Raw genomic sequence first — 19,254 nt, forward strand, 5'->3', positions numbered from 1 at the left:
CGGCTCTGGAGAGTGTCCATTTCAGGTGGGCCACCAAAGGGGAAAACCTTTTTCAGGTAAACTTTCAGGTACCGGGACAGAGAACTGCTCAACTTTTTTGAGGAGTTTCTCTGTCCTTTTTTCTGTTGTTTACAAATTACCAAAGCCAATGATTCAGGGAGGGAATGAAATGTCTGAGTTAAAAAGGACGCCGCTGTATGAGGTTTATAAGGAAAGCGGCGGGAAGACGATTGATTTTGGAGGCTGGGAACTTCCGGTTCAGTTCTCCGGCATTAAGGAAGAACATGAAACAGTCAGAACTAAAGTAGGGTTATTTGATGTATCTCATATGGGAGAAATCGAAGTAAAGGGCCCAGAAAGTATCGCTTTTCTGCAGAGACTGCTGACCAATGACATTTTGAAGCTTTCATCCGGGGGAGCACAGTATACCGTCATGTGCTATGAAAACGGTGGAACCGTGGATGACCTGCTTGTTTATAAAAAGAGCGATGGAGATTATCTGCTTGTTGTAAACGCAGCCAACATCGACAAGGATTTTAATTGGCTTCAGGCAAACAAAGTGGAAGACGTGGAACTAAACAATGTTTCATCAGACATCGCCCAACTGGCGCTGCAAGGGCCGTTAGCGGAAAAAGTGCTGCAAAAGCTATCTAAAAATACTGATTTGAGCGAAATTGATTTTTTTAAATTTAAGGATCATGTTGATTTGAAGGGTATAGATACATTGGTTTCAAGAACAGGATACACCGGGGAAGATGGATTTGAGATTTATTGTAGGAGCGAGGATGCTATTGCGCTTTGGAGACAGCTGCTTGAAGCTGGGAAGGAAGATGGAATCCAGCCAATCGGACTTGGAGCGCGGGATACACTACGCTTTGAAGCCAAACTTCCGCTGTATGGCCAAGAGCTCGGCGCTGATATCACGCCGATCGAAGCCGGTATCGGCTTTGCAGTTAAAATAGATAAAAATGCAGACTTCCTTGGAAAGGCAGTGCTTACGGAGCAAAAGGAAAAGGGCGCCCCTCGAAAGCTTGTAGGAATCGAAATGATTGACAGGGGAATACCTCGCCACGGGTATCCGATTTATGTCGCTTCCGAGGTTATAGGTGAAGTAACCACGGGAACTCAATCGCCTACATTGAAGAAAAATGTCGGTTTGGCTCTTTTGAAGAACGAGTATACGGATATTGGGACTGAAGTTGAAGTGGAAATCCGTTCAAAAAGACTGAAGGCGAAAGTGGTTGCCACACCTTTTTATAAACGACCAAAAAAATAGAGGGGAAGGGTTATTCCTATGAAACATCGCTATTTACCGATGACGGAGCAAGACAAACAAGAGATGCTCGATGCGATTGGTGTCGCATCAGCGGATGAGCTGTTCAAGGATATACCGGAAAGTGTGAGATTTAAGGGAGAATACAATATTAAACGAGCAAAATCGGAATCTTCCTTAGTAAAAGAGCTCTCCCAAATGGCGGCGAAGAATGCCAATACAAAGAGCTACGCATCATTTCTTGGTGCCGGTGTTTACGACCATTACACACCTATTATTGTGGATCATGTGATATCCCGTTCTGAATTTTATACCGCTTATACACCCTACCAGCCTGAAATTTCCCAGGGGGAGCTTCAGGCGATCTTTGAATTCCAGACGATGATCTGCGAATTAACCGGCATGGATGTAGCCAATTCATCCATGTATGACGGGGGCACTGCACTGGCCGAGGCTGCCATGCTAAGTACTGGGCAGACACGACGGAAAAAAATCCTTGTATCAGCTGCAGTCCATCCGGAATCCAGGGACGTTATCAAGACCTACGCCAAGGGGCAGTATGTCGAGGTTATTGAAATCCCACATACGGATGGCGTAACAGATATTGATGCACTTAAGAAATTGATAAGTGATGATATTGCAGGTGTTATTGTCCAATACCCAAACTTTTTCGGACGGATCGAACCGCTCAAGGAATTTGAAGAAATTGTTCATTCCCAAAAAGCGATGTTTATTGTTTCAAGTAACCCTCTTGCACTAGGGGCGCTGACACCGCCGGGCAAGCTTGGTGCCGATATCGTAGCAGGCGATGCCCAGCCTTTTGGCATCCCTGCCGCCTTTGGGGGGCCGCACTGTGGATATTTTGCAGTAACTAATAAATTGATGAGGAAGGTACCTGGCAGACTTGTTGGCCAGACAGTCGATGAGAACGGCCAACGCGGATTCGTTTTGACACTGCAAGCACGGGAACAGCATATCCGACGTGATAAAGCCACTTCAAACATTTGTTCAAACCAGGCGCTTAATGCGCTGGCTGCTTCGGTAGCGATGACCGCTCTCGGGAAAACAGGTGTCAGGGAAATGGCAGTACAAAATATTCAAAAAGCACATTATGCCAAACAAGCTTTAAAGGCAAAAGATCTGGAGGTCGTTTTTGACGGCCCTTCATTCAACGAGTTTGTTGTAAAGCTTCCAGTTCCATATAAGGAAGTGAATGAGCGGCTGTTCCAGAAGGGAATAATCGGGGGTTTCCATTTAGGAACTGTCTATCCGGAACTTAAGGACCACATGCTTGTAGCGGTAACCGAGCTGCGTTCAAAAGACGAAATTGATACATTAGTGGAAGAATTGGGGGATGGCCATGAATAACCAGGATCAACCATTAATTTTTGAAATAAGTACACCGGGACGGATCGGCTTTAGCCTTCCAGAAATGGATGTCAAAGCTGTTGCCATCGAAGATATTCTTCCCTCAGAATATATCCGCGAAGATGCGGCGGAACTACCTGAGGTATCGGAACTAGACATTATGCGGCATTATACGGCCCTTTCCCGCCGTAACCATGGAGTTGACTCCGGTTTTTATCCGCTTGGTTCTTGTACGATGAAATACAATCCTAAAATCAATGAAAATATAGCCAGGCTGAATGGCTTCGCCCATATAAATCCGCATCAGGATGAAAAAACTGTTCAGGGTGCATTGGAACTGATGTATGACCTTCAGGAACACTTAATTGAAATTACCGGGATGGACCAGGTTACTCTCCAGCCGGCGGCCGGTGCCCATGGAGAATGGACTGGTTTGATGATGATCCGCGCTTATCATGAAGGGAACGGAGACTCAAAACGTACAAAGGTAATTGTTCCCGATTCTGCTCATGGAACCAATCCGGCTTCCGCCACGGTTGCTGGTTTTGAAACAGTTACGGTGAAATCGGATGAGAATGGACTTGTAGATTTAGAGGATCTGAAGCGCGTTGTCGGGGCTGATACTGCTGCTCTAATGCTTACAAACCCGAACACACTTGGTTTATTCGAAGAAAATATTTTAGAAATGGCGGAAATCGTTCATAACGCCGGCGGCAAGCTTTACTATGATGGAGCCAACCTAAATGCCGTTTTATCAAAGGCGCGACCGGGGGACATGGGCTTTGATGTGGTCCATTTAAACCTTCACAAAACATTTACTGGCCCGCACGGAGGGGGCGGGCCGGGATCCGGTCCAGTAGGAGTAAAAAACGATTTAATCCCTTTCCTGCCAAAACCGCTGGTGGCTAAAAAGGAAGGCCAATATTTCCTTGATTATGAACGGCCACAATCCATTGGCCGAGTAAAGCCTTATTATGGCAATTTCGGCATTAATGTTCGGGCGTATACGTACATCCGATCAATGGGGCCGGATGGCCTTAAGGCAGTGACGGAAAATGCGGTAATCAATGCGAATTATATGATGAGGAGACTCGCGCCTTATTTCGACCTTCCTTTCGATAGACATTGCAAGCATGAATTTGTTTTAAGCGGAAAACGCCAAAAGAAATTGGGAGTCCGTACCCTTGATATTGCCAAAAGGCTGCTGGACTTTGGATATCACCCGCCAACTATCTATTTCCCGCTTAATGTCGAGGAATGCATAATGATTGAGCCAACGGAAACAGAATCGAAGGAAACATTGGATGCCTTCATTGAGGCCATGATTCAGATAGCGAAAGAAACAGAGGAAACGCCGGAAGTTGTCCAGGAAGCGCCGCATACCACGGTAATCAAACGCTTGGACGAAACACTAGCTGCCAGAAAACCGGTTCTTCGTTATCAAGCGTAAAAAGGAAGAAGCCCTTGCTGTCCTGGCAAGGGCTTTTCTATCGGTTGTAGGGGTCATCCTCAGTGCGTTAAAAAGTTAGTGCACCGGGGGACTGACCCCCTACCTTCTTATTTATTAGTTTTTCTTTCTTATTTTTCCGCCCCACTGTTTAAAGCCGCCTTTTAGGTGATAAAGTTCCTTATATCCTTTTTTGTGGAGCATTTGTGCAGCCCTGCCGCTTCTGAGGCCGCTTTGGCAGTATAAATAGACGGGCTTGTCCGGGCGGAGTTCCGTTAAGCGTGTTTTAAGCTGTGACATTGGAATATTTCTTGCGCCTAAGATGTGTCCGCCTTCATATTCGCTCGGTTCACGTACATCTATCAATTGCGCTTTGCGGTATCCTTCAACGAATTCTTCCTGGTTTAATGTTTTGACAACCCGGCGCTGATGAAACCAGTTATAAACCGAATAGGCAATGATGGCAACTAGGATGGCCAATAAAACATATAACGAAGTCAATGTAATATACCCCTTTCTGTTCAAAAACAATACAAACTTATTTTATTATAGTATTGAACAGGTATTTAATCAAAACCTTTTTCTACGCCAAAAGGTTGTTTTCAAGGAGTCCGTTTGCTTTTTATTAACTCGGAAGTTTGGTAAACTACTATGGTAATTATGACAGCAAAGAAGGTATGGAAATGAAAAAAGAGGTTTGGGCTTTCATTGATTCGGGGGATTGCTCACCGGCCTTTAATATGGCTATGGACGAAGCTTTATTAAATTGGCACAGCAAGGGCGAGATGCCACCGGTTGTCCGCTTCTATGGCTGGAATCCACCGACCCTGTCGATTGGGTATTTTCAAAAAGCCGAAAAAGAAATCAATCTTGAAGAAGTAAAAAAGCTAGGAGTAGGCTTCGTCAGAAGGGCCACTGGAGGCCGGGCGGTTTTACATGAGCATGAACTTACATATAGCGTCATTGTGTCGGAGGAATACCCCGATATGCCAAAAAATGTGACCGAAGCTTATCGCGTCATATCCGAAGGGATTCTAAGAGGTTTTCAGAACCTTGGACTGGACGCTTATTTCGCCGTCCCGAAAAGTGATAGTGAAAAGGCTGCCCTCCGTGAACCACGATCCTCTGTCTGCTTTGATGCACCAAGCTGGTATGAACTGGTAGTTGAAGGAAGAAAAGTAGCAGGAAGTGCACAAACCCGGCAAAAAGGGGTTATATTGCAGCACGGATCCATCCTGCTCGATCTGGACGATGAAAAATTGTTCAGCATGTTCAATTTCCCAAATGCCAGGGTGAAAGAAAGGATGATGAATAGCTTCAAAAGCAAAGCAGTTGCCATTCATGATCTTACTGAACGGAGAATTGGAATCCCTGAGGCTAAAGAAGCCTTCAGGAAAGGTTTTGCAGAGGGGCTTGAAATTGAATTGCAGCCTTATGCCCTTACCGATAAGCAGCTGGAAGAAGTTCGTCAGCTGGCTAAAACCAAATACGAGAGTGATGAATGGAATTTTATGAGATAACTGTTCATTTTTCAACTGAGAAAAGCGGCCACCACGTCGCTTTTTTATTTTTTGCTAGAAAACTTTTTCCTTTACTTGATTATGAATTCACGTTTTTTCAGTAATAACGAGAATTCATCATGAACTGGAAAAATACAAGTGCTAAAAAAGTCGAAAATTGATGAATTAATCGGTCTCACCGTTTATTTTCTACTTCATCCTTTATTATTTGTGCTTTTTATAGTTTGACAAAAATATAGCTTATTGACCTTTTATACAATATATAGTATGGTTCAAGATATTTTGTATACTATATATTGATTTTTAAGGTTTTAATATGATAGATTTAGGGAAACGATTTCTAAGTCATCTCTATCATGTTTACATATAGAATCGACATCCTAGAAAGAAATAGGAAATAAAGGAGAGGAAGCCATGTCCGTAGTTCTGAGGCAACCAATGAAGATTGATATTGAAAGATTGAATAAGGATATATCCTTATTTCCGCAGGTTCACAAAATCACACCTGACATGTTCCGTACGCATAAGGGCGTTTCAAGATTGGTAATGATTGACCGATATTCATTCAAGGACACTGAAAAAGTCACTTTGTCAAATGGCGATTTTGTGGTTTTGACAATCAAAGAAGATCCTAAATTCCCAGCCAGGGGGACAGGCTTTATCATTAGTATCGATTGGCAAAATAAGACCGCGGAAGTACTGGTCGATGAAGAATATCGCGGTGCGCTAGATAAGCCAGAGGTAATTGAAACAGGGGTAATCAAACGCTCTCTTGATGTAATCGAAAAACCTCTTGAAATTTACTATGAACAAATCGCAAAACGAAACGCTACTGGCTTGGCCGCAGTGGAGACGACGGAAGAAAAGCGAAAAGAATGGTTTGGGAAGTTTTATCAAGAGCTGGCTGATTTAAACTTTGTTCCAGCAGGCCGTGTATTATATGGTGCTGGGTCTGAGACTGAAGTGACATTTTTCAACTGCTACGTAATGCCTTTTGTACAGGACTCCCGGGAAGGCATCTCCGAACACCGCAAGCAGGTTATGGAGATTATGAGCCGAGGCGGAGGAGTAGGGACAAACGGTTCTACACTTCGTCCAAGAAACACGCTGGCAAAAGGAGTAAATGGAAAATCATCTGGCTCGGTATCCTGGCTTGATGATATTGCAAAATTAACGCACCTGGTCGAGCAAGGAGGCAGTCGCAGGGGCGCCCAAATGATCATGCTTTCGGACTGGCATCCGGATATCATTGAATTCATCATTTCAAAAATGCAAAATCCAAGAATTCTTCGATACCTGATCGAAAATACAAGCGATGAAACTATCAAGAAATATGCAAATGAAAAATTAAAATTTACACCTCATACAGAGCAGGAAGAAGCTATGTACCAGGGAATCGTCAATTATAAGAATATCCCGGGTCAGGGTGGCTTCAACGATAAAATCATCAATGAGGCTGAAAATAAATTGGCAGCCGGGGGAACTTATAGTGTCCACAACCCAGAATTCCTGACAGGAGCTAACATTTCTGTGTGCCTGACCAAAGAATTCATGGATGCAGTCGAAAATGACTCCATTTATGAACTTCGCTTCCCTGATGTAGAAAGCTATGATGCAGAGGAAATGAAAATTTACAATGAAGAATGGCATAACATCGGGGACGTGCGCGAATGGGAAAAACAGGGTCATAAAGTCCGTGTGTACCGTAAGATTAAGGCCAAAGAACTTTGGAACCTTATCAATATTTGCGCGACGTACTCTGCAGAACCAGGCATTTTCTTTATCGATAATGCTAATGACATGACGAATGCCAAGGCGTATGGCCAGCAGGTAGTGGCGACTAATCCGTGTGGTAGAGCAGCTTAGTTTGCCTCACGAAAAAAATTGCGGAATAAAGCGGGAAGGCTGAGATGCTAATCCGAACCGAAGGCTGGAAGTAAAGATCCAGTCAGGGGCAACGCATAGATCGTGAACCTGCATTGCAGAATATAATCGATCCACGAGGCCGCAACATTACTGCATTTCACGATGGAAATGGCAAAATCGGGGTGAATGGAATGAATAGAGGATATGCAGGTTTTTATAGAGGTATCTTACGAAGCTCTTACGAATATGCATGCTAAGTCCTTGATTTCGCCGGGATGAAATGGAAATTTGAAGTTCAAATCTATGATCTTGAATACAACATTTATAAGCCTGATTTTTTTATATATGATGATTTTGGCAATTTGATAAAGATTGTCGAATTAATCAAGATCGAGGAAGAAAAGAACTTCATCAGTACATGAAAGACATTGTGAATAATTTGTAATGAAAAGATATGCTGACCTTACACTAAAAAGGAAGTGTAAGAAGTAAAGGATAAAAAACCTTTACGATAACAAACAGGAACAACCGCTAGCTCCATATTCAGTCTGCAACCTTGCTGCAGTAAACTTAGCTAAAATGGCAGACAAAGAAACAAAAACCGTGAACTTTGATAAATTGAAAAAGACCGTAGAAATTGGCATTAGAATGCAGGATAACGTCATTAACGCAACCCCTTATTTCCTTGAGGAAAATAAAAAGCAGGCCCTAGGTGAACGCCGTGTCGGCCTAGGGGTAATGGGACTTCATGATCTATTGATTTATTGCGAGACAGAATATGGTTCAGAGGAAGGCAATGTCTTGATTGACCAAGTTTTTGAAACGATCGCTGCGACTGCGTACCGTGCTTCTATTGAACTTGCTAAAGAAAAAGGAAGCTTCCCATTCCTTGAAGGGGAAACACAGCAAGAAACAAACCGATTAAGAAGCGCCTTCATTGAAACGGGGTTCATGAAGAAAATGCCGGATGATATTAAAAAGGGCATCCTTGAAAATGGTATCCGGAACTCACATTTGTTAACTGTTGCTCCAACTGGAAGCACGGGTACAATGGTCGGCGTTTCAACCGGCTTGGAGCCTTACTTCTCATTCACCTATTTCCGAAGCGGACGCCTTGGAAAATTCATTGAAGTGAAGGCCGATATCGTGCAGGAATACCTGGATCGACATCCGGAAGTTGACCCTGATAACCTGCCGAACTGGTTTGTTTCAGCAATGGATCTTGCACCTGAAGCACATGCGGATGTACAATGTATCATCCAGCGCTGGATTGACAGTTCGATTAGTAAGACAGTCAATGCGCCAAAAGGGTACACAGTTGACCAGGTTGAAAAGGTTTATGAACGTCTGTATAAAGGTGGTGCAAAGGGCGGAACGGTCTATGTTGACGGAAGCCGTGATGCTCAAGTGCTAACATTAAAAGCAGAAGAGAACAATCTTGATGAGTTTGAACTAGAGTTTGAAGAGGATAAGAAAAAAGTGGTCCTTGTAGACACCATTAATGAATTACGATCTACTGACGTAACGATTGGTTCAGAGGTTGGCAACACCTGCCCGGTTTGCCGTAAGGGTGAAGTAAAAGAAATCGGTGGCTGCAATACTTGTACAAATTGCGGAGCCCAATTAAAATGCGGGCTTTAAATAAATAAGATTACCATTTTTAAAAACTGGCAGGACATGTATCCTGCCAGTTTTTAAATATCTATACCACTATATCTGTATCCATCTATTTCCTTATTTTGTCCGAAATCATTTTACTTGGTTAGGACAATATACAAGTAACAAATGTTTGATGAGGTGTAGGGATGGAAAAGCAGAAACTAGAAAACGAAGTGAGTGTCTGGTGTATTATAAGCATGGCATCGATTCCCCTTGTGATGACGCTTGGAAATTCGATGCTTATCCCTGTTCTGCCAATTTTTGAGGATAAAGTGGGGATCACCTCATTTCAATCGAGCATGATTATCACCAGCTATTCACTGGCATCCATATTTTTAATCCCAGTTGCAGGTTATTTATCCGATAAGTTTGGCAGAAAAAAAGTACTCCTTCCATCGTTGATCATCACATTGATTGGAGGATTGATCGCCGGGTTCGCTTCCTGGAAAAGTGACGCCCCCTTCACTTGGATTATTATAGGGCGTGTATTGCAGGGAATTGGGGCAGCCGGCGCTTTTCCTATCATTTTGCCATTAGTAGGGGATCTCTATAAAGATGACGATGAGAAGACAAGCTCATGCTTGGGTGTCATTGAAACCAGCAATACATTCGGAAAAGTGCTAAGTCCGATCATTGGATCCTTATTTGCTGCTATTTTATGGTTTTTGCCGTTTTTCTCCATTGCTTTTTTTAGCCTAATTTCCATTGGGCTCGTCTTTTTTTTTATAAAAGTACCAAAAGAGAAAGAAGAGCCAAAAGAGTTGAAGGAATTTCTTCACGCCACCAAAAAGATCTTTAAACGGGAAGGCAAATGGCTGTTTACCGTTTTTCTTCTGGGTGCCTTTTTGATGCTAATTTTATTTGGGATCCTTTTTTTCCTGTCAGACAGCCTGGAGAAAGCTCATGAATTAAAAGGCATAAAAAAAGGGCTTATAATGGCGATTCCCTTACTGATTCTCTGTATAGCTTCTTACATTAGCGGAAAGAAAATAAAGGGAAGCCTGCCTTTAATGAAAAAACTCATTATGGCCTGTTTGATTGTTATGTCTGTTAGCGTAGTATTTGTGGGATATGCGAAGGAACGGCTGTTCATGCTTTTAGTGGTTATCAGCCTGGTTGGGATTGCGATAGGCGCACTGCTGCCCACCTTGGATGCCATGATTACTGAAAATATTGAGAAGGAAGAAAGGGGAACGATTTCTTCGTTTTATAGTTCTGCGCGGTTTATCGGCGTTGCGTTTGGGCCGCCCATCATGTCCATTTTAATGAATGACTACTTAAACGTAACTTATATTGTTTCTGGAATCATAGGTATACTCATTTTATTGATTGTGTGGAAATGTATTCACAGCGAAAAAAAGAAAACAAATAAACCGCAGTCTTTGAAAAGGTAAGCCCGGATACAATCAATGTAACCGGGCTTTATATTGGGTAAATACACGAGACTTAGCTATAAATTCTCGTTTTGCTGTCCAATTTCATCCCCCGCCAAAATACCGTTTGCGGTTTTGAGAAACATGTATTCATCCACAGAATCGCCAGGGATGTTTTTGGCATTTGGGTAGGTCTGGTCTGTCTCTATGGCAAGCTTTGGGTTCTTTGGGGCGTATGTTTCATAATGTTTTTCACTTTTATACATTTGATTTGCCTCCTTTGCTCTAATGTTCTTTTTCCATAATAAATCGCTCATGAGAAAGAAAGGATACTGAAAAACTATCCTTAGGATTAGCATCTCATTTTTTTGAAACTGCATGACTAACAAACATACCCTTTGATAAAGGAGAAACAAGGAACATGAAACCATTTATGCCACAGCTTGTTTATATAGAACCCAGGGCGCTGGAATATCCGCTCGGCCGGGAGTTGAAACAGAAATTCGAGGACTTGAACATAGAAATCAGGGAAACGACATCCCATAATCAAATCAGGGGGCTGCCTGGAGATACAGATTTGCAGAAGTACCGGATTGCAAAGTCGACGCTCGTAGTCGGAGTGCGGAAAACACTGAAATTCGATACTTCAAAACCCTCTGCTGAATATGCGATTCCCTTGGCAACCGGGTGCATGGGCCACTGCCACTATTGCTACCTGCAGACGACCCTTGGCAGCAAACCCTATATCCGGACATATGTAAACCTTGATGAAATTTTTGACGCTGCACAGAAATATATGGATGAGAGAATGCCGGAATTTACCCGCTTTGAAGCCGCTTGTACGTCCGACATTGTCGGAATCGATCACTTGACGCATTCTTTAAAGAGGGCGATCGAGTTCTTTGGGGAAAAAGACCACGGACTTCTAAGGTTTGTCACGAAATTTCATCATGTGGATCATTTACTTAACGCGAAACACAACGGCAGGACTAGGTTTCGTTTTAGTATCAATTCACGTTATGTTATTAAAAATTTTGAACCGGGTACATCTTCGTTTGAAGAACGGATAGAAGCTGCACGCAAGGTTGCTGACGCTGGTTATCCGCTTGGTTTTATTGTGGCCCCGATTTACATTCATGAGGATTGGAAAATAGGCTATCAGGAATTATTCGAACGGCTAAGCCATTCATTACAGGGGGTCGATTTATCAAACTTGACCTTTGAATTGATCCAGCATCGCTTTACTGCTCCAGCAAAAAGAGTCATTGAAAAAAATTACCCAAAAACAAAGCTGGAGCTTGATGAAACGAAGCGGAAGTATAAATGGGGAAGATACGGAATCGGCAAATATGTGTACCAGACAGAAGAAGCGGCAGATTTGGAGTCGACAATAAGAGGATATATCGGAGAATTTTTTCCACAAAGTGAAGTCCAGTATTTCACGTGAAATTATGTACCCCGTATGAAAATCATAGTAACAGATAACTTATCCCCTGCTTACAGTATAAAAAAGCCTATAACAGGGGTGGGCCATTTGTTGATAGACGGGGTATTTTCCGGCGGCGGAATTAAAGGATTTGCCCTCGTCGGGGCTATTCAGGTGCTTGAGCAAAAAGGGTTTACATTCTGCCGCACTGCCGGGACGAGTGCGGGAGCGATCATTGCTTCATTCATATCGGCTGGTTATACGGGAAATGAAATGATGGACATTTTAAATGAAATGGATACAAAAGATCTGCTCGATCATAGAAGGCGCAATCTGCCGATTCCCTTTGCAAAGTGGCTCATCATTTATTGGAAGCTAGGTTTGTATAAGGGTGATGCCCTTGAAAAATGGATATCAGAAAAACTTGCTGCAAAAGGGGTTTATACATTTTCTAACCTTCCTTTTCAAGGTTTAAGGATCATTGTGTCTGATATAACCAACGGGAGATTAGTCGTAATTCCTGATGACCTTCCTAAGTATGGAATTGATCCGGGGAGTTTTCCGGTTGCCAAAGCCGTACGAATGAGTTGCAGCATTCCTTATTTCTTCGAACCTGTTCAGTTGAAGCTGAATAAAGAAAACCGGGGCCATGTGTTTGTTGACGGAGGGGTTTTGAGCAACTTTCCCATGTGGCTGTTTGATTCAGAGCATGTGAAAAAAGTTCGCCCTGTACTTGGTATAAAATTGAGTCCAGGTGAAGAGTGTAAAAAGCCCCATGAAATTGATAATGCAATCGAAATGTTCAACGCCCTATTTAAAACCATGAAGGATGCCCATGATTCACGCTATATATCGAGAAAGCATGTTAAAAACATTATATTTATCCCAATGAAGGGCGTATCGGCGACCGAGTTTGAATTAACGGATGAAAGTAAGGCATTGCTCATAAATGAAGGCAGAACGTCCACTGAAAAGTTCCTGAGGAAATGGACATACTAGACGCCATTGCAACACATGACGTATAGATAGCCTTGAGAGAGAAAGAGGAGGCGAAAAGACCTTTACAACAAAATTTCGTGAAGTTTGAATGTCGCTTGATTTATTCTCCTCTACCAACAAAAAATCGGGCTGTTTTTAAAATAACGCCCGATTTTTCTTTTTATTTTTTTTGCCTTCAATGACCGTTAATTGTACATCCGACTTTTTTCTTGGTTTGATCTTTTGGGAAGATTTCGCTAAAGAAAAGCTTGCGACATTATCACGCTGTTTTGACTTTAGCTTTTGCCGTTTTTTTGATTGGCGGGCTGCCTTGGCAAATGCCCGTTGCTCTTTGTTTACAGGTTTATCCTTTGTCAATCGTTTATATATGAAATAAACAATTCCCGTCACCACAGTAATCATCAACATACTTCTGAACAGCCCGCCGGGGTTATAGGTCAATTGGGTTGCCAAGCCGATAATGGCAAGTGCAATAAGACAATAGACAATGTATGGTCTGGAATGATTCAACAAAGACACCTCCTTAAGAGCATCATGAGCAAATTTTATGGTTTTTAAACTTATTTTTTAAATATATCTCCAAACTATTTACTTATTTTTCCTACTAAGTATTTTTACACAATATCTTCTGTCTTTAAACCTTGATTTGACTCGTTTTCCAATCTCAGAAGCTCCTTGAATGATGCGAGGGCCACTTCGACTTGGCTGTCATCTGGTTCCTTTGTGGTTAAAAGCTGTAGCCATAAACCAGGATAGCCGAAATAGCGCAGGAAGGGGATATCTCTCCATTTGTTAGTCAATTGGAGCACTTCAAAAGAAATCCCAAGAACTACAGGAATGAGTAAAATCCGGTTCACGATCCTGAGCCAAAGAGGATCGGTTGGGAAAAACATATAAACAAAAACCCCGACAAAGACGGTGAATAGGATGAAACTACTGCCGCAACGATAGTGCAGCCTTGACGAAGCCTGGACATTTTCTACTGTAAGTTCTTTTCCGCTTTCAAAACAATTGATTACTTTGTGCTCTGCTCCGTGGTACTGGAAAACCCTCTTAATAATCGGAGTTAAGGAGACAAAATAGATATAGAAAAACAAAAGCAATAGCTTAAAAAAGCCTTCGACAAGAATTTGGGACGTTTTGCTTTCGAAAATAGGTTCTGTCAAATCTGCTAAAAAAACTGGGATCAAAGTAAAGAGGAGTTTTCCAAAAATGAATGAGAGCACACCGATTGCCGCCACACCAAGCCACATAGTTAGTTTGGATTCAGAGGCTTCTTCTTTTATCTTGTCATCATCTGCAGGGTCAACATCGAAGCGTTCGGAAGAAAAGGTTAGATGCTTTGAACCGTTAGCACTTGAATTTATGATCGCTACAATACCCCTTAAGAACGGAATTTTCTTCATTTTTTGCAGGGAAGACTTATTCTCGCGCGGTACATGATAATACTCTATGGATGAATCCTTTCGCCGCACCGCGGTAACCGTGTGGTATTTGCCGCCAAACATGACGCCCTCCACAACCGCCTGACCGCCATACACCGGTTTTTGGGTTTCGGACATTTCTACACCAACCTATGCTGTTATTTTTACCTTATGCATTCCGTGTCTATCAGTGGGAAGCTATATTTGGTACTACTATCATACAAGATAACATCGAATTTTTGTACTATTATCGTTTACCTCATTTATGGGCATACTGCATACGGAGGTGAAACGAATGAATGCACAAAATAGTAATAAGGCAGAAAATCGCGACGGATCCCTTATAACAGATACAATTATCATCGGATTTACAGGGGGTGTTTTGTTGTGCTTAGCCCTGCAGTTCGCTGTTTACTTTAACTTAATCGACTTTAGCCCGAGGTTTATCTTAACTTCATGGACCGATCTAGCCTGGGTGGATGGCTGGCTTGGGATCGTCTTTTCTGCGTTGTTCTTCGGAATTTTGTCTATAATTGCAGCACTTCTATATTATGCGTTATTTAAAAAAACCAAACATTTTTATGCCGGACTTTTATGCGGTGTAGTGCTATGGCTTTTGCTGGTTTTCATGTTTAGGCCAATGTTTCCCGATTTCCCTTCTTTTTCAAAAATGAATGCCAAAACGATTATTACGGGAATTTGTATTTTTGTTTTATATGGCGTATTCGTGGGCTACTCAATATCCTATGAATATGGAGAAATTCAAAGGCTTAACAAAGTAAAGAAGGAAAATGACATGGCATAAGGCTTTTAAGCTTAAACATTCTCATGTTTACCCAGCTTATTTGATACATTCATTTCTAGTGCTAGGAAATTTAGAAATATGGTAGAATGTTCATGTTGAACATTCTTTTTCTATATAAAACAACGAATGAACAAATATTAAGCCTGGAGCGATTTCAAGTGGACAACAGAAATAGTCTTCAGAAAAAGCGGGTGGAACATGGATAGAATCTTAATAATAAACGGGCCCAATCTTAACAGGCTGGGAAAAAGAGAGCCAGATCAGTATGGGGTGGCAACACTTGCAGACTTGGAAAGCTCGCTTGGCAAGAGCGCTGGGGCGCTTGGCATTGATGTAAGCTTCTTTCAGTCGAATCATGAAGGAGAGATTATCGATAAACTGCATTGGGCTGAAGATAACAGCATCAGTGGCGTGATTATCAATCCGGGGGCATTTACACATTACAGTTATGCAATTAGGGATGCAATTGCGAGCATAAAGGTTCCTGTAATGGAAGTACATATTTCTAATATTCATGCCCGTGAAGAATTCAGGCATCAGTCCGTTACAGCTGCCGTGACAGCCGGCCAAATCGTCGGTCTGGGACTACATGGGTATGAACTAGCGCTGAGAGCGTTGCTGAATATCTTAAAGGAGAGAAACTAAATGGAGAAATTGGAGCGTTTCCGGTCAGAGCTCGAGAAAGCACAGGTTGACGGCTTTCTAATTACAAGTGCATATAACCGGCGTTATATGACTAATTTTACAGGCTCGGCAGGCGTAGCGTTGATTTCACAAAACGAGGCAAAATTCATTACCGACTTCCGCTATGTTGAGCAGGCCGGGAAACAGGCAGCTGGATTTGAAATTGTCCAGCATACCAGGCTGATTACAGAAGAAGTGGCAAACCAGTCGAAAGCAATGGGTATCAAGAGGTTAGGTTTTGAACAGGATCACATCACCTTCGCCGGATACAAAGTTTATGAATCGGCATTCGATGGCGAACTGGTTCCGCTTTCCGGTGTGATCGAAAAATTACGCTTGATAAAGACTGCATCTGAGATTAAGATATTAAAGGAAGCTGCAGAGATTGCCGATGCAGCATTTACGCATATTGCCGAATTTATCAGGCCTGGTTTGACAGAATTGGAAGTCTCCAATGAGCTTGAATTCTTTATGAGAAAGCAGGGTGCTTCATCTTCATCATTTGATACAATCGTTGCATCCGGTCTAAGGGGGGCACTTCCACACGGAGTTGCATCCAGCAAGATCATTGAAAAGGGTGATCTAGTCACACTCGATTATGGGGCATATTACAACGGATACGTGTCAGATATTACCCGTACCCTGGCAGTCGGCAAACCGAGCGCTGAGTTAAAGGATATTTATGATATCGTCCTGGAAGCGCAAGTGAGGGGAATGGCAGGCATCAAACCTGGCATGACCGGAAAAGAAGCGGACGCGCTTACACGTGATTATATTGCTGACAAAGGATATGCAGAATACTTCGGCCATTCCACAGGCCACGGCATCGGGCTGGAGGTGCATGAAGGGCCTGCGCTTTCTATAAGGTCTGATACAGTACTGGAACCAGGCATGGCTGTTACTGTAGAACCGGGGATATACATACCTGGTGTTGGTGGTGTCCGTATAGAGGATGATACAATTATAACATCTGATGGCAATGAATCACTTACACACTCAACAAAAGAACTAATAATCCTGTAGGAGGACAATGAATGATTTCTGTTAATGATTTTCGTACCGGCTTAACTATTGAAGTAGACAATGGAATTTGGCAGGTGATCGAATTCCAGCACGTAAAACCGGGGAAAGGCGCCGCTTTTGTACGTTCCAAGCTACGCAATCTTCGCACTGGGGCCATCCAGGAAAAAACCTTCCGTGCCGGTGAAAAGGTAAGCCGGGCGCATATCGAAAACCGCAAAATGCAATATTTATACGCAAGCGGCGACAGCCATGTCTTCATGGATAATGAAACATATGAACAAATCGAACTCCCAGCTTCAAGCATTGAACGCGAACTGAAATTCTTAAAAGAAAACATGGAAGTGTACATCATGACCTTCCAAAGCGAAACACTTGGTGTGGAGCTTCCAAACACAGTTGAATTGGAAGTAGTAGAAACTGAGCCTGGTATTAAAGGAGACACTGCTTCAGGCGGAACAAAGCCGGCAACGCTTGAAACAGGGCTTACCGTGCAGGTTCCTTTCTTTGTAAACCAGGGGGACCGTTTAATTATCAATACTACTGAAGGAACATATGTATCACGTGCATAAGGACACAAAAAAATCGGGGACAGATTCCCCGTTTTTTTTGTGTCCTTTTTTATTTTTATACCCATGAAGGATGCTTGTCATAACATGTCCGAGTAAGGCATACATTTCTACTAATGAAATTCCAAACATAGGAGGGGTGGCTTTGGAAGAAGTCCTGACTCTTTTACCTAAGAAAATATATGAACAACTCCTGCGCATACCGGAAGCTTCGGTAGAAAGTATCGAAGAACTTCGGATCCGCATCGGAAGGCCCCTTGAAATCGTCATGGAAGGCCAGCCTATGTTTATGCCATATGTGGTGGATGAAAGTGATGCCCAAAGCTTACTTGGCCGCTTAAGCCATTTTTCCTTATACACGCTCGAGGAAGAATTAAAAAGGGGTTATATCACTGTTTCAGGAGGACACAGGGTTGGGCTGGCAGGAAAGGTGATCCTTGAAGGCGGAAATGTAAAAGCAATCCGGGATGTTTCCTCTTTCAACATACGGATTGCCAGGCAAAAGATTGGAATCGCGGAAAACCTTATCCCCCATTTATATACAGGCGAATGGAATCATACATTAATTATCGGGGCTCCGCAAACTGGGAAGACCACGTTGCTCCGCGATATTGCGAGAGTAATTTCAAACGGGTTTGACAGAGGCGGCATCGCGCCCAAAAAGGTGGGTATCGTGGATGAGCGGTCTGAGATTGCAGGTTGTGTACACGGTGTGCCGCAGCTCGAATTCGGTCCAAGGGTAGATGTGCTGGACGGTTGCCCGAAGGCGGAAGGCATGATGATGATGATCCGGTCAATGTCTCCTGATGTATTGGTTGTCGATGAAATTGGACGAGCCGAAGACACGATGGCTGTTCTTGAGGCCGTTAACGCCGGCATTAAATTGATCATTACCATTCATGGGAAAACGCTTGCGGAAGTAAAGAAGCGGCCTAATATTGCCTATATCCTTAAACAAGAAATATTTCAGAGGTTTATTGAAATGGCAAGGGAGGAAACGGGCAAGAGGCTTTGGACTGTTCTCGATGCCAAAGGCCAGCTCATAACAAGAAGGGCGGGGGTGACATGAATGCTCAAGCTGTTTGGAGCGGCCGTTATTATTTTGGCCACGACCTGGGCGGGGTTTGAGGCATCGAGGCACTTAAGTCAGAGGCCAAGGCAATTGCGCCAGCTAAAGATGGCTCTGCAATCCCTTGAGGCCGAAATTATGTACGGTCACACTCCGCTAGCTGATGCGGCATTAAGGCTCTCGAAACAAATTCCTAAACCGCTTTCATGGTTTTTCGAATCGTTTTCCTTAAGGCTATCATCTGGAGAAACAACAGTAAAGATTGCCTGGGATGAATCATTGAAAGAAATATGGAAGTGGCTAGCGTTAAAACAGGGGGAATTCGAAATCCTTTCCCAATTTGGCGAAACACTCGGAAGGCATGATCGTTACCATCAGCAAAAACAAATTATGCTTACCATGGCGCATTTGGAAAGGGAAGAAAACGACGCGATCGACCGGCAGGGGAAATATGAAAAAATGTTCAAAAGCCTTGGTTTTTTATCAGGGCTGCTATTAATAATTATGCTGATGTAGGCAGATCCGGGAGGAATCAAGATGGGCATTGAAGTAGACATCATTTTTAAAATTGCCGGTGTCGGAATTGTGGTGGCGTTCCTGCATACGATTTTGGATCAGGTTGGGAAGAAGGAATATGCCCAATGGGTAACTCTTTTCGGCTTTATTTATATTCTATTCATGGTGGCATCCATTGTGGAAAACTTATTCCAAAAAATCAAATCCGTATTCTTGTTCCAGTAGGGAGGTTACAG

Annotated in this window: 18 protein-coding genes, 2 pseudogenes and 1 riboswitch; of the genes and pseudogenes, 16 read left to right on the forward strand and 4 right to left on the reverse strand. The window is 42.9% G+C overall.

What is annotated here, in order from left to right; genetic code table 11:
- Positions 1-3 precede the first annotated feature (3 nt).
- Positions 4-82, forward strand: a riboswitch (glycine riboswitch).
- Positions 83-169: 87 nt separating this feature from the next.
- Genes gcvT through gcvPB form a run of 3 tightly spaced genes read left to right on the forward strand, consistent with a single transcriptional unit; the run spans position 170 to position 4,091 of the window.
- Entirely contained in the window at positions 170-1,276 is a 1,107-nt protein-coding gene (gcvT, locus tag CUU64_RS04805) for a glycine cleavage system aminomethyltransferase GcvT (RefSeq protein WP_101632921.1), read from the forward strand.
- A gap of 18 nt (positions 1,277-1,294) precedes the next feature.
- Positions 1,295-2,641, forward strand: a complete 1,347-nt coding sequence (gene gcvPA, locus CUU64_RS04810; protein ID WP_101632140.1) for an aminomethyl-transferring glycine dehydrogenase subunit GcvPA — start codon at positions 1,295-1,297, stop codon at positions 2,639-2,641.
- Positions 2,634-4,091, forward strand: coding sequence for an aminomethyl-transferring glycine dehydrogenase subunit GcvPB (gene gcvPB, locus CUU64_RS04815; protein ID WP_101632141.1), 1,458 nt, complete (start codon positions 2,634-2,636; stop codon positions 4,089-4,091). The genes gcvPA and gcvPB overlap by 8 nt, the downstream gene beginning before the upstream one ends.
- 114 nt (positions 4,092-4,205) lie before the next feature.
- Here gcvPB and CUU64_RS04820 read toward each other — a convergent pair whose 3' ends face one another.
- Positions 4,206-4,589, reverse strand: coding sequence for a rhodanese-like domain-containing protein (locus CUU64_RS04820; protein WP_101632142.1), 384 nt, complete (start codon positions 4,587-4,589; stop codon positions 4,206-4,208).
- A 182-nt stretch (positions 4,590-4,771) separates the two neighbouring features.
- Here CUU64_RS04820 and CUU64_RS04825 point away from each other — a divergent pair, with 182 nt between their 5' ends.
- The 4 genes and pseudogenes from CUU64_RS04825 (at position 4,772) to CUU64_RS04840 (ending at position 10,527) form a co-directional block, all read left to right on the forward strand.
- Positions 4,772-5,608, forward strand: coding sequence for a lipoate--protein ligase family protein (locus CUU64_RS04825; protein WP_101632922.1), 837 nt, complete (start codon positions 4,772-4,774; stop codon positions 5,606-5,608).
- Between the two features lie 414 nt (positions 5,609-6,022).
- Positions 6,023-7,462 (forward strand): annotated as a pseudogene (locus CUU64_RS04830) (vitamin B12-dependent ribonucleotide reductase); the annotation flags it as partial.
- Positions 7,463-7,996: 534 nt separating this feature from the next.
- A pseudogene (locus tag CUU64_RS04835) lies at positions 7,997-9,115 on the forward strand (vitamin B12-dependent ribonucleotide reductase); the annotation flags it as partial.
- A gap of 164 nt (positions 9,116-9,279) precedes the next feature.
- Complete coding sequence (locus tag CUU64_RS04840; protein WP_101632145.1) at positions 9,280-10,527, forward strand: MFS transporter; 1,248 nt, start codon at positions 9,280-9,282, stop codon at positions 10,525-10,527.
- A 56-nt stretch (positions 10,528-10,583) separates the two neighbouring features.
- Here CUU64_RS04840 and CUU64_RS04845 read toward each other — a convergent pair whose 3' ends face one another.
- Positions 10,584-10,772 (reverse strand): hypothetical protein, encoded by a 189-nt coding sequence (locus tag CUU64_RS04845; protein ID WP_101632146.1) that lies wholly within the window; start codon positions 10,770-10,772, stop codon positions 10,584-10,586.
- Between the two features lie 155 nt (positions 10,773-10,927).
- On the opposite strand from CUU64_RS04845, the gene splB reads away from it, so the two are divergent.
- Together splB and CUU64_RS04855 are read left to right on the forward strand one after the other, a co-directional pair.
- Entirely contained in the window at positions 10,928-11,953 is a 1,026-nt protein-coding gene (splB, locus tag CUU64_RS04850) for a spore photoproduct lyase (protein ID WP_101632147.1), read from the forward strand.
- Between the two features lie 87 nt (positions 11,954-12,040).
- Entirely contained in the window at positions 12,041-12,931 is an 891-nt protein-coding gene (locus CUU64_RS04855; protein ID WP_101632148.1) for a patatin-like phospholipase family protein, read from the forward strand.
- A gap of 135 nt (positions 12,932-13,066) precedes the next feature.
- On the opposite strand, the gene CUU64_RS22895 is transcribed toward CUU64_RS04855, so the two are convergent.
- Entirely contained in the window at positions 13,067-13,441 is a 375-nt protein-coding gene (locus CUU64_RS22895; RefSeq protein WP_101632149.1) for an SA1362 family protein, read from the reverse strand.
- 104 nt (positions 13,442-13,545) lie between these two features.
- Positions 13,546-14,493, reverse strand: coding sequence for a DUF1385 domain-containing protein (locus CUU64_RS04865; RefSeq protein WP_101632150.1), 948 nt, complete (start codon positions 14,491-14,493; stop codon positions 13,546-13,548).
- A 157-nt stretch (positions 14,494-14,650) separates the two neighbouring features.
- Between CUU64_RS04865 and CUU64_RS04870 the strand changes: the two genes are divergently transcribed.
- From CUU64_RS04870 to spoIIIAC, 7 genes are all read left to right on the forward strand, one after another.
- On the forward strand, positions 14,651-15,160 hold the full coding sequence (locus CUU64_RS04870) for a YqhR family membrane protein (protein WP_180954464.1): 510 nt from the start codon (positions 14,651-14,653) through the stop codon (positions 15,158-15,160).
- Positions 15,161-15,358: 198 nt separating this feature from the next.
- Complete coding sequence (gene aroQ / locus CUU64_RS04875) at positions 15,359-15,805, forward strand: type II 3-dehydroquinate dehydratase (protein WP_101632152.1); 447 nt, start codon at positions 15,359-15,361, stop codon at positions 15,803-15,805.
- Positions 15,806-16,867 carry a M24 family metallopeptidase gene (locus tag CUU64_RS04880; protein ID WP_101632153.1) on the forward strand — a complete coding sequence of 354 codons (1,062 nt, stop codon included), beginning with the start codon at positions 15,806-15,808 and terminating at the stop codon, positions 16,865-16,867.
- An 11-nt stretch (positions 16,868-16,878) separates the two neighbouring features.
- Entirely contained in the window at positions 16,879-17,436 is a 558-nt protein-coding gene (gene efp, locus CUU64_RS04885) for an elongation factor P (protein ID WP_101632154.1), read from the forward strand.
- Positions 17,437-17,578: 142 nt separating this feature from the next.
- On the forward strand, positions 17,579-18,502 hold the full coding sequence (gene spoIIIAA / locus CUU64_RS04890; RefSeq protein WP_101632155.1) for a stage III sporulation protein AA: 924 nt from the start codon (positions 17,579-17,581) through the stop codon (positions 18,500-18,502).
- Positions 18,503-19,018 carry a stage III sporulation protein SpoIIIAB gene (spoIIIAB, locus tag CUU64_RS04895; protein WP_101632156.1) on the forward strand — a complete coding sequence of 172 codons (516 nt, stop codon included), beginning with the start codon at positions 18,503-18,505 and terminating at the stop codon, positions 19,016-19,018.
- 21 nt (positions 19,019-19,039) lie between these two features.
- Positions 19,040-19,243 (forward strand): stage III sporulation protein AC, encoded by a 204-nt coding sequence (gene spoIIIAC, locus CUU64_RS04900; protein ID WP_101632157.1) that lies wholly within the window; start codon positions 19,040-19,042, stop codon positions 19,241-19,243.
- The last annotated feature ends 11 nt before the right edge of the window (positions 19,244-19,254 follow it).

The sequence above is a fragment of the Bacillus sp. V5-8f genome, assembly GCF_002863565.1.
Lineage (GTDB): Bacteria > Bacillota > Bacilli > Bacillales > DSM-1321 > Peribacillus.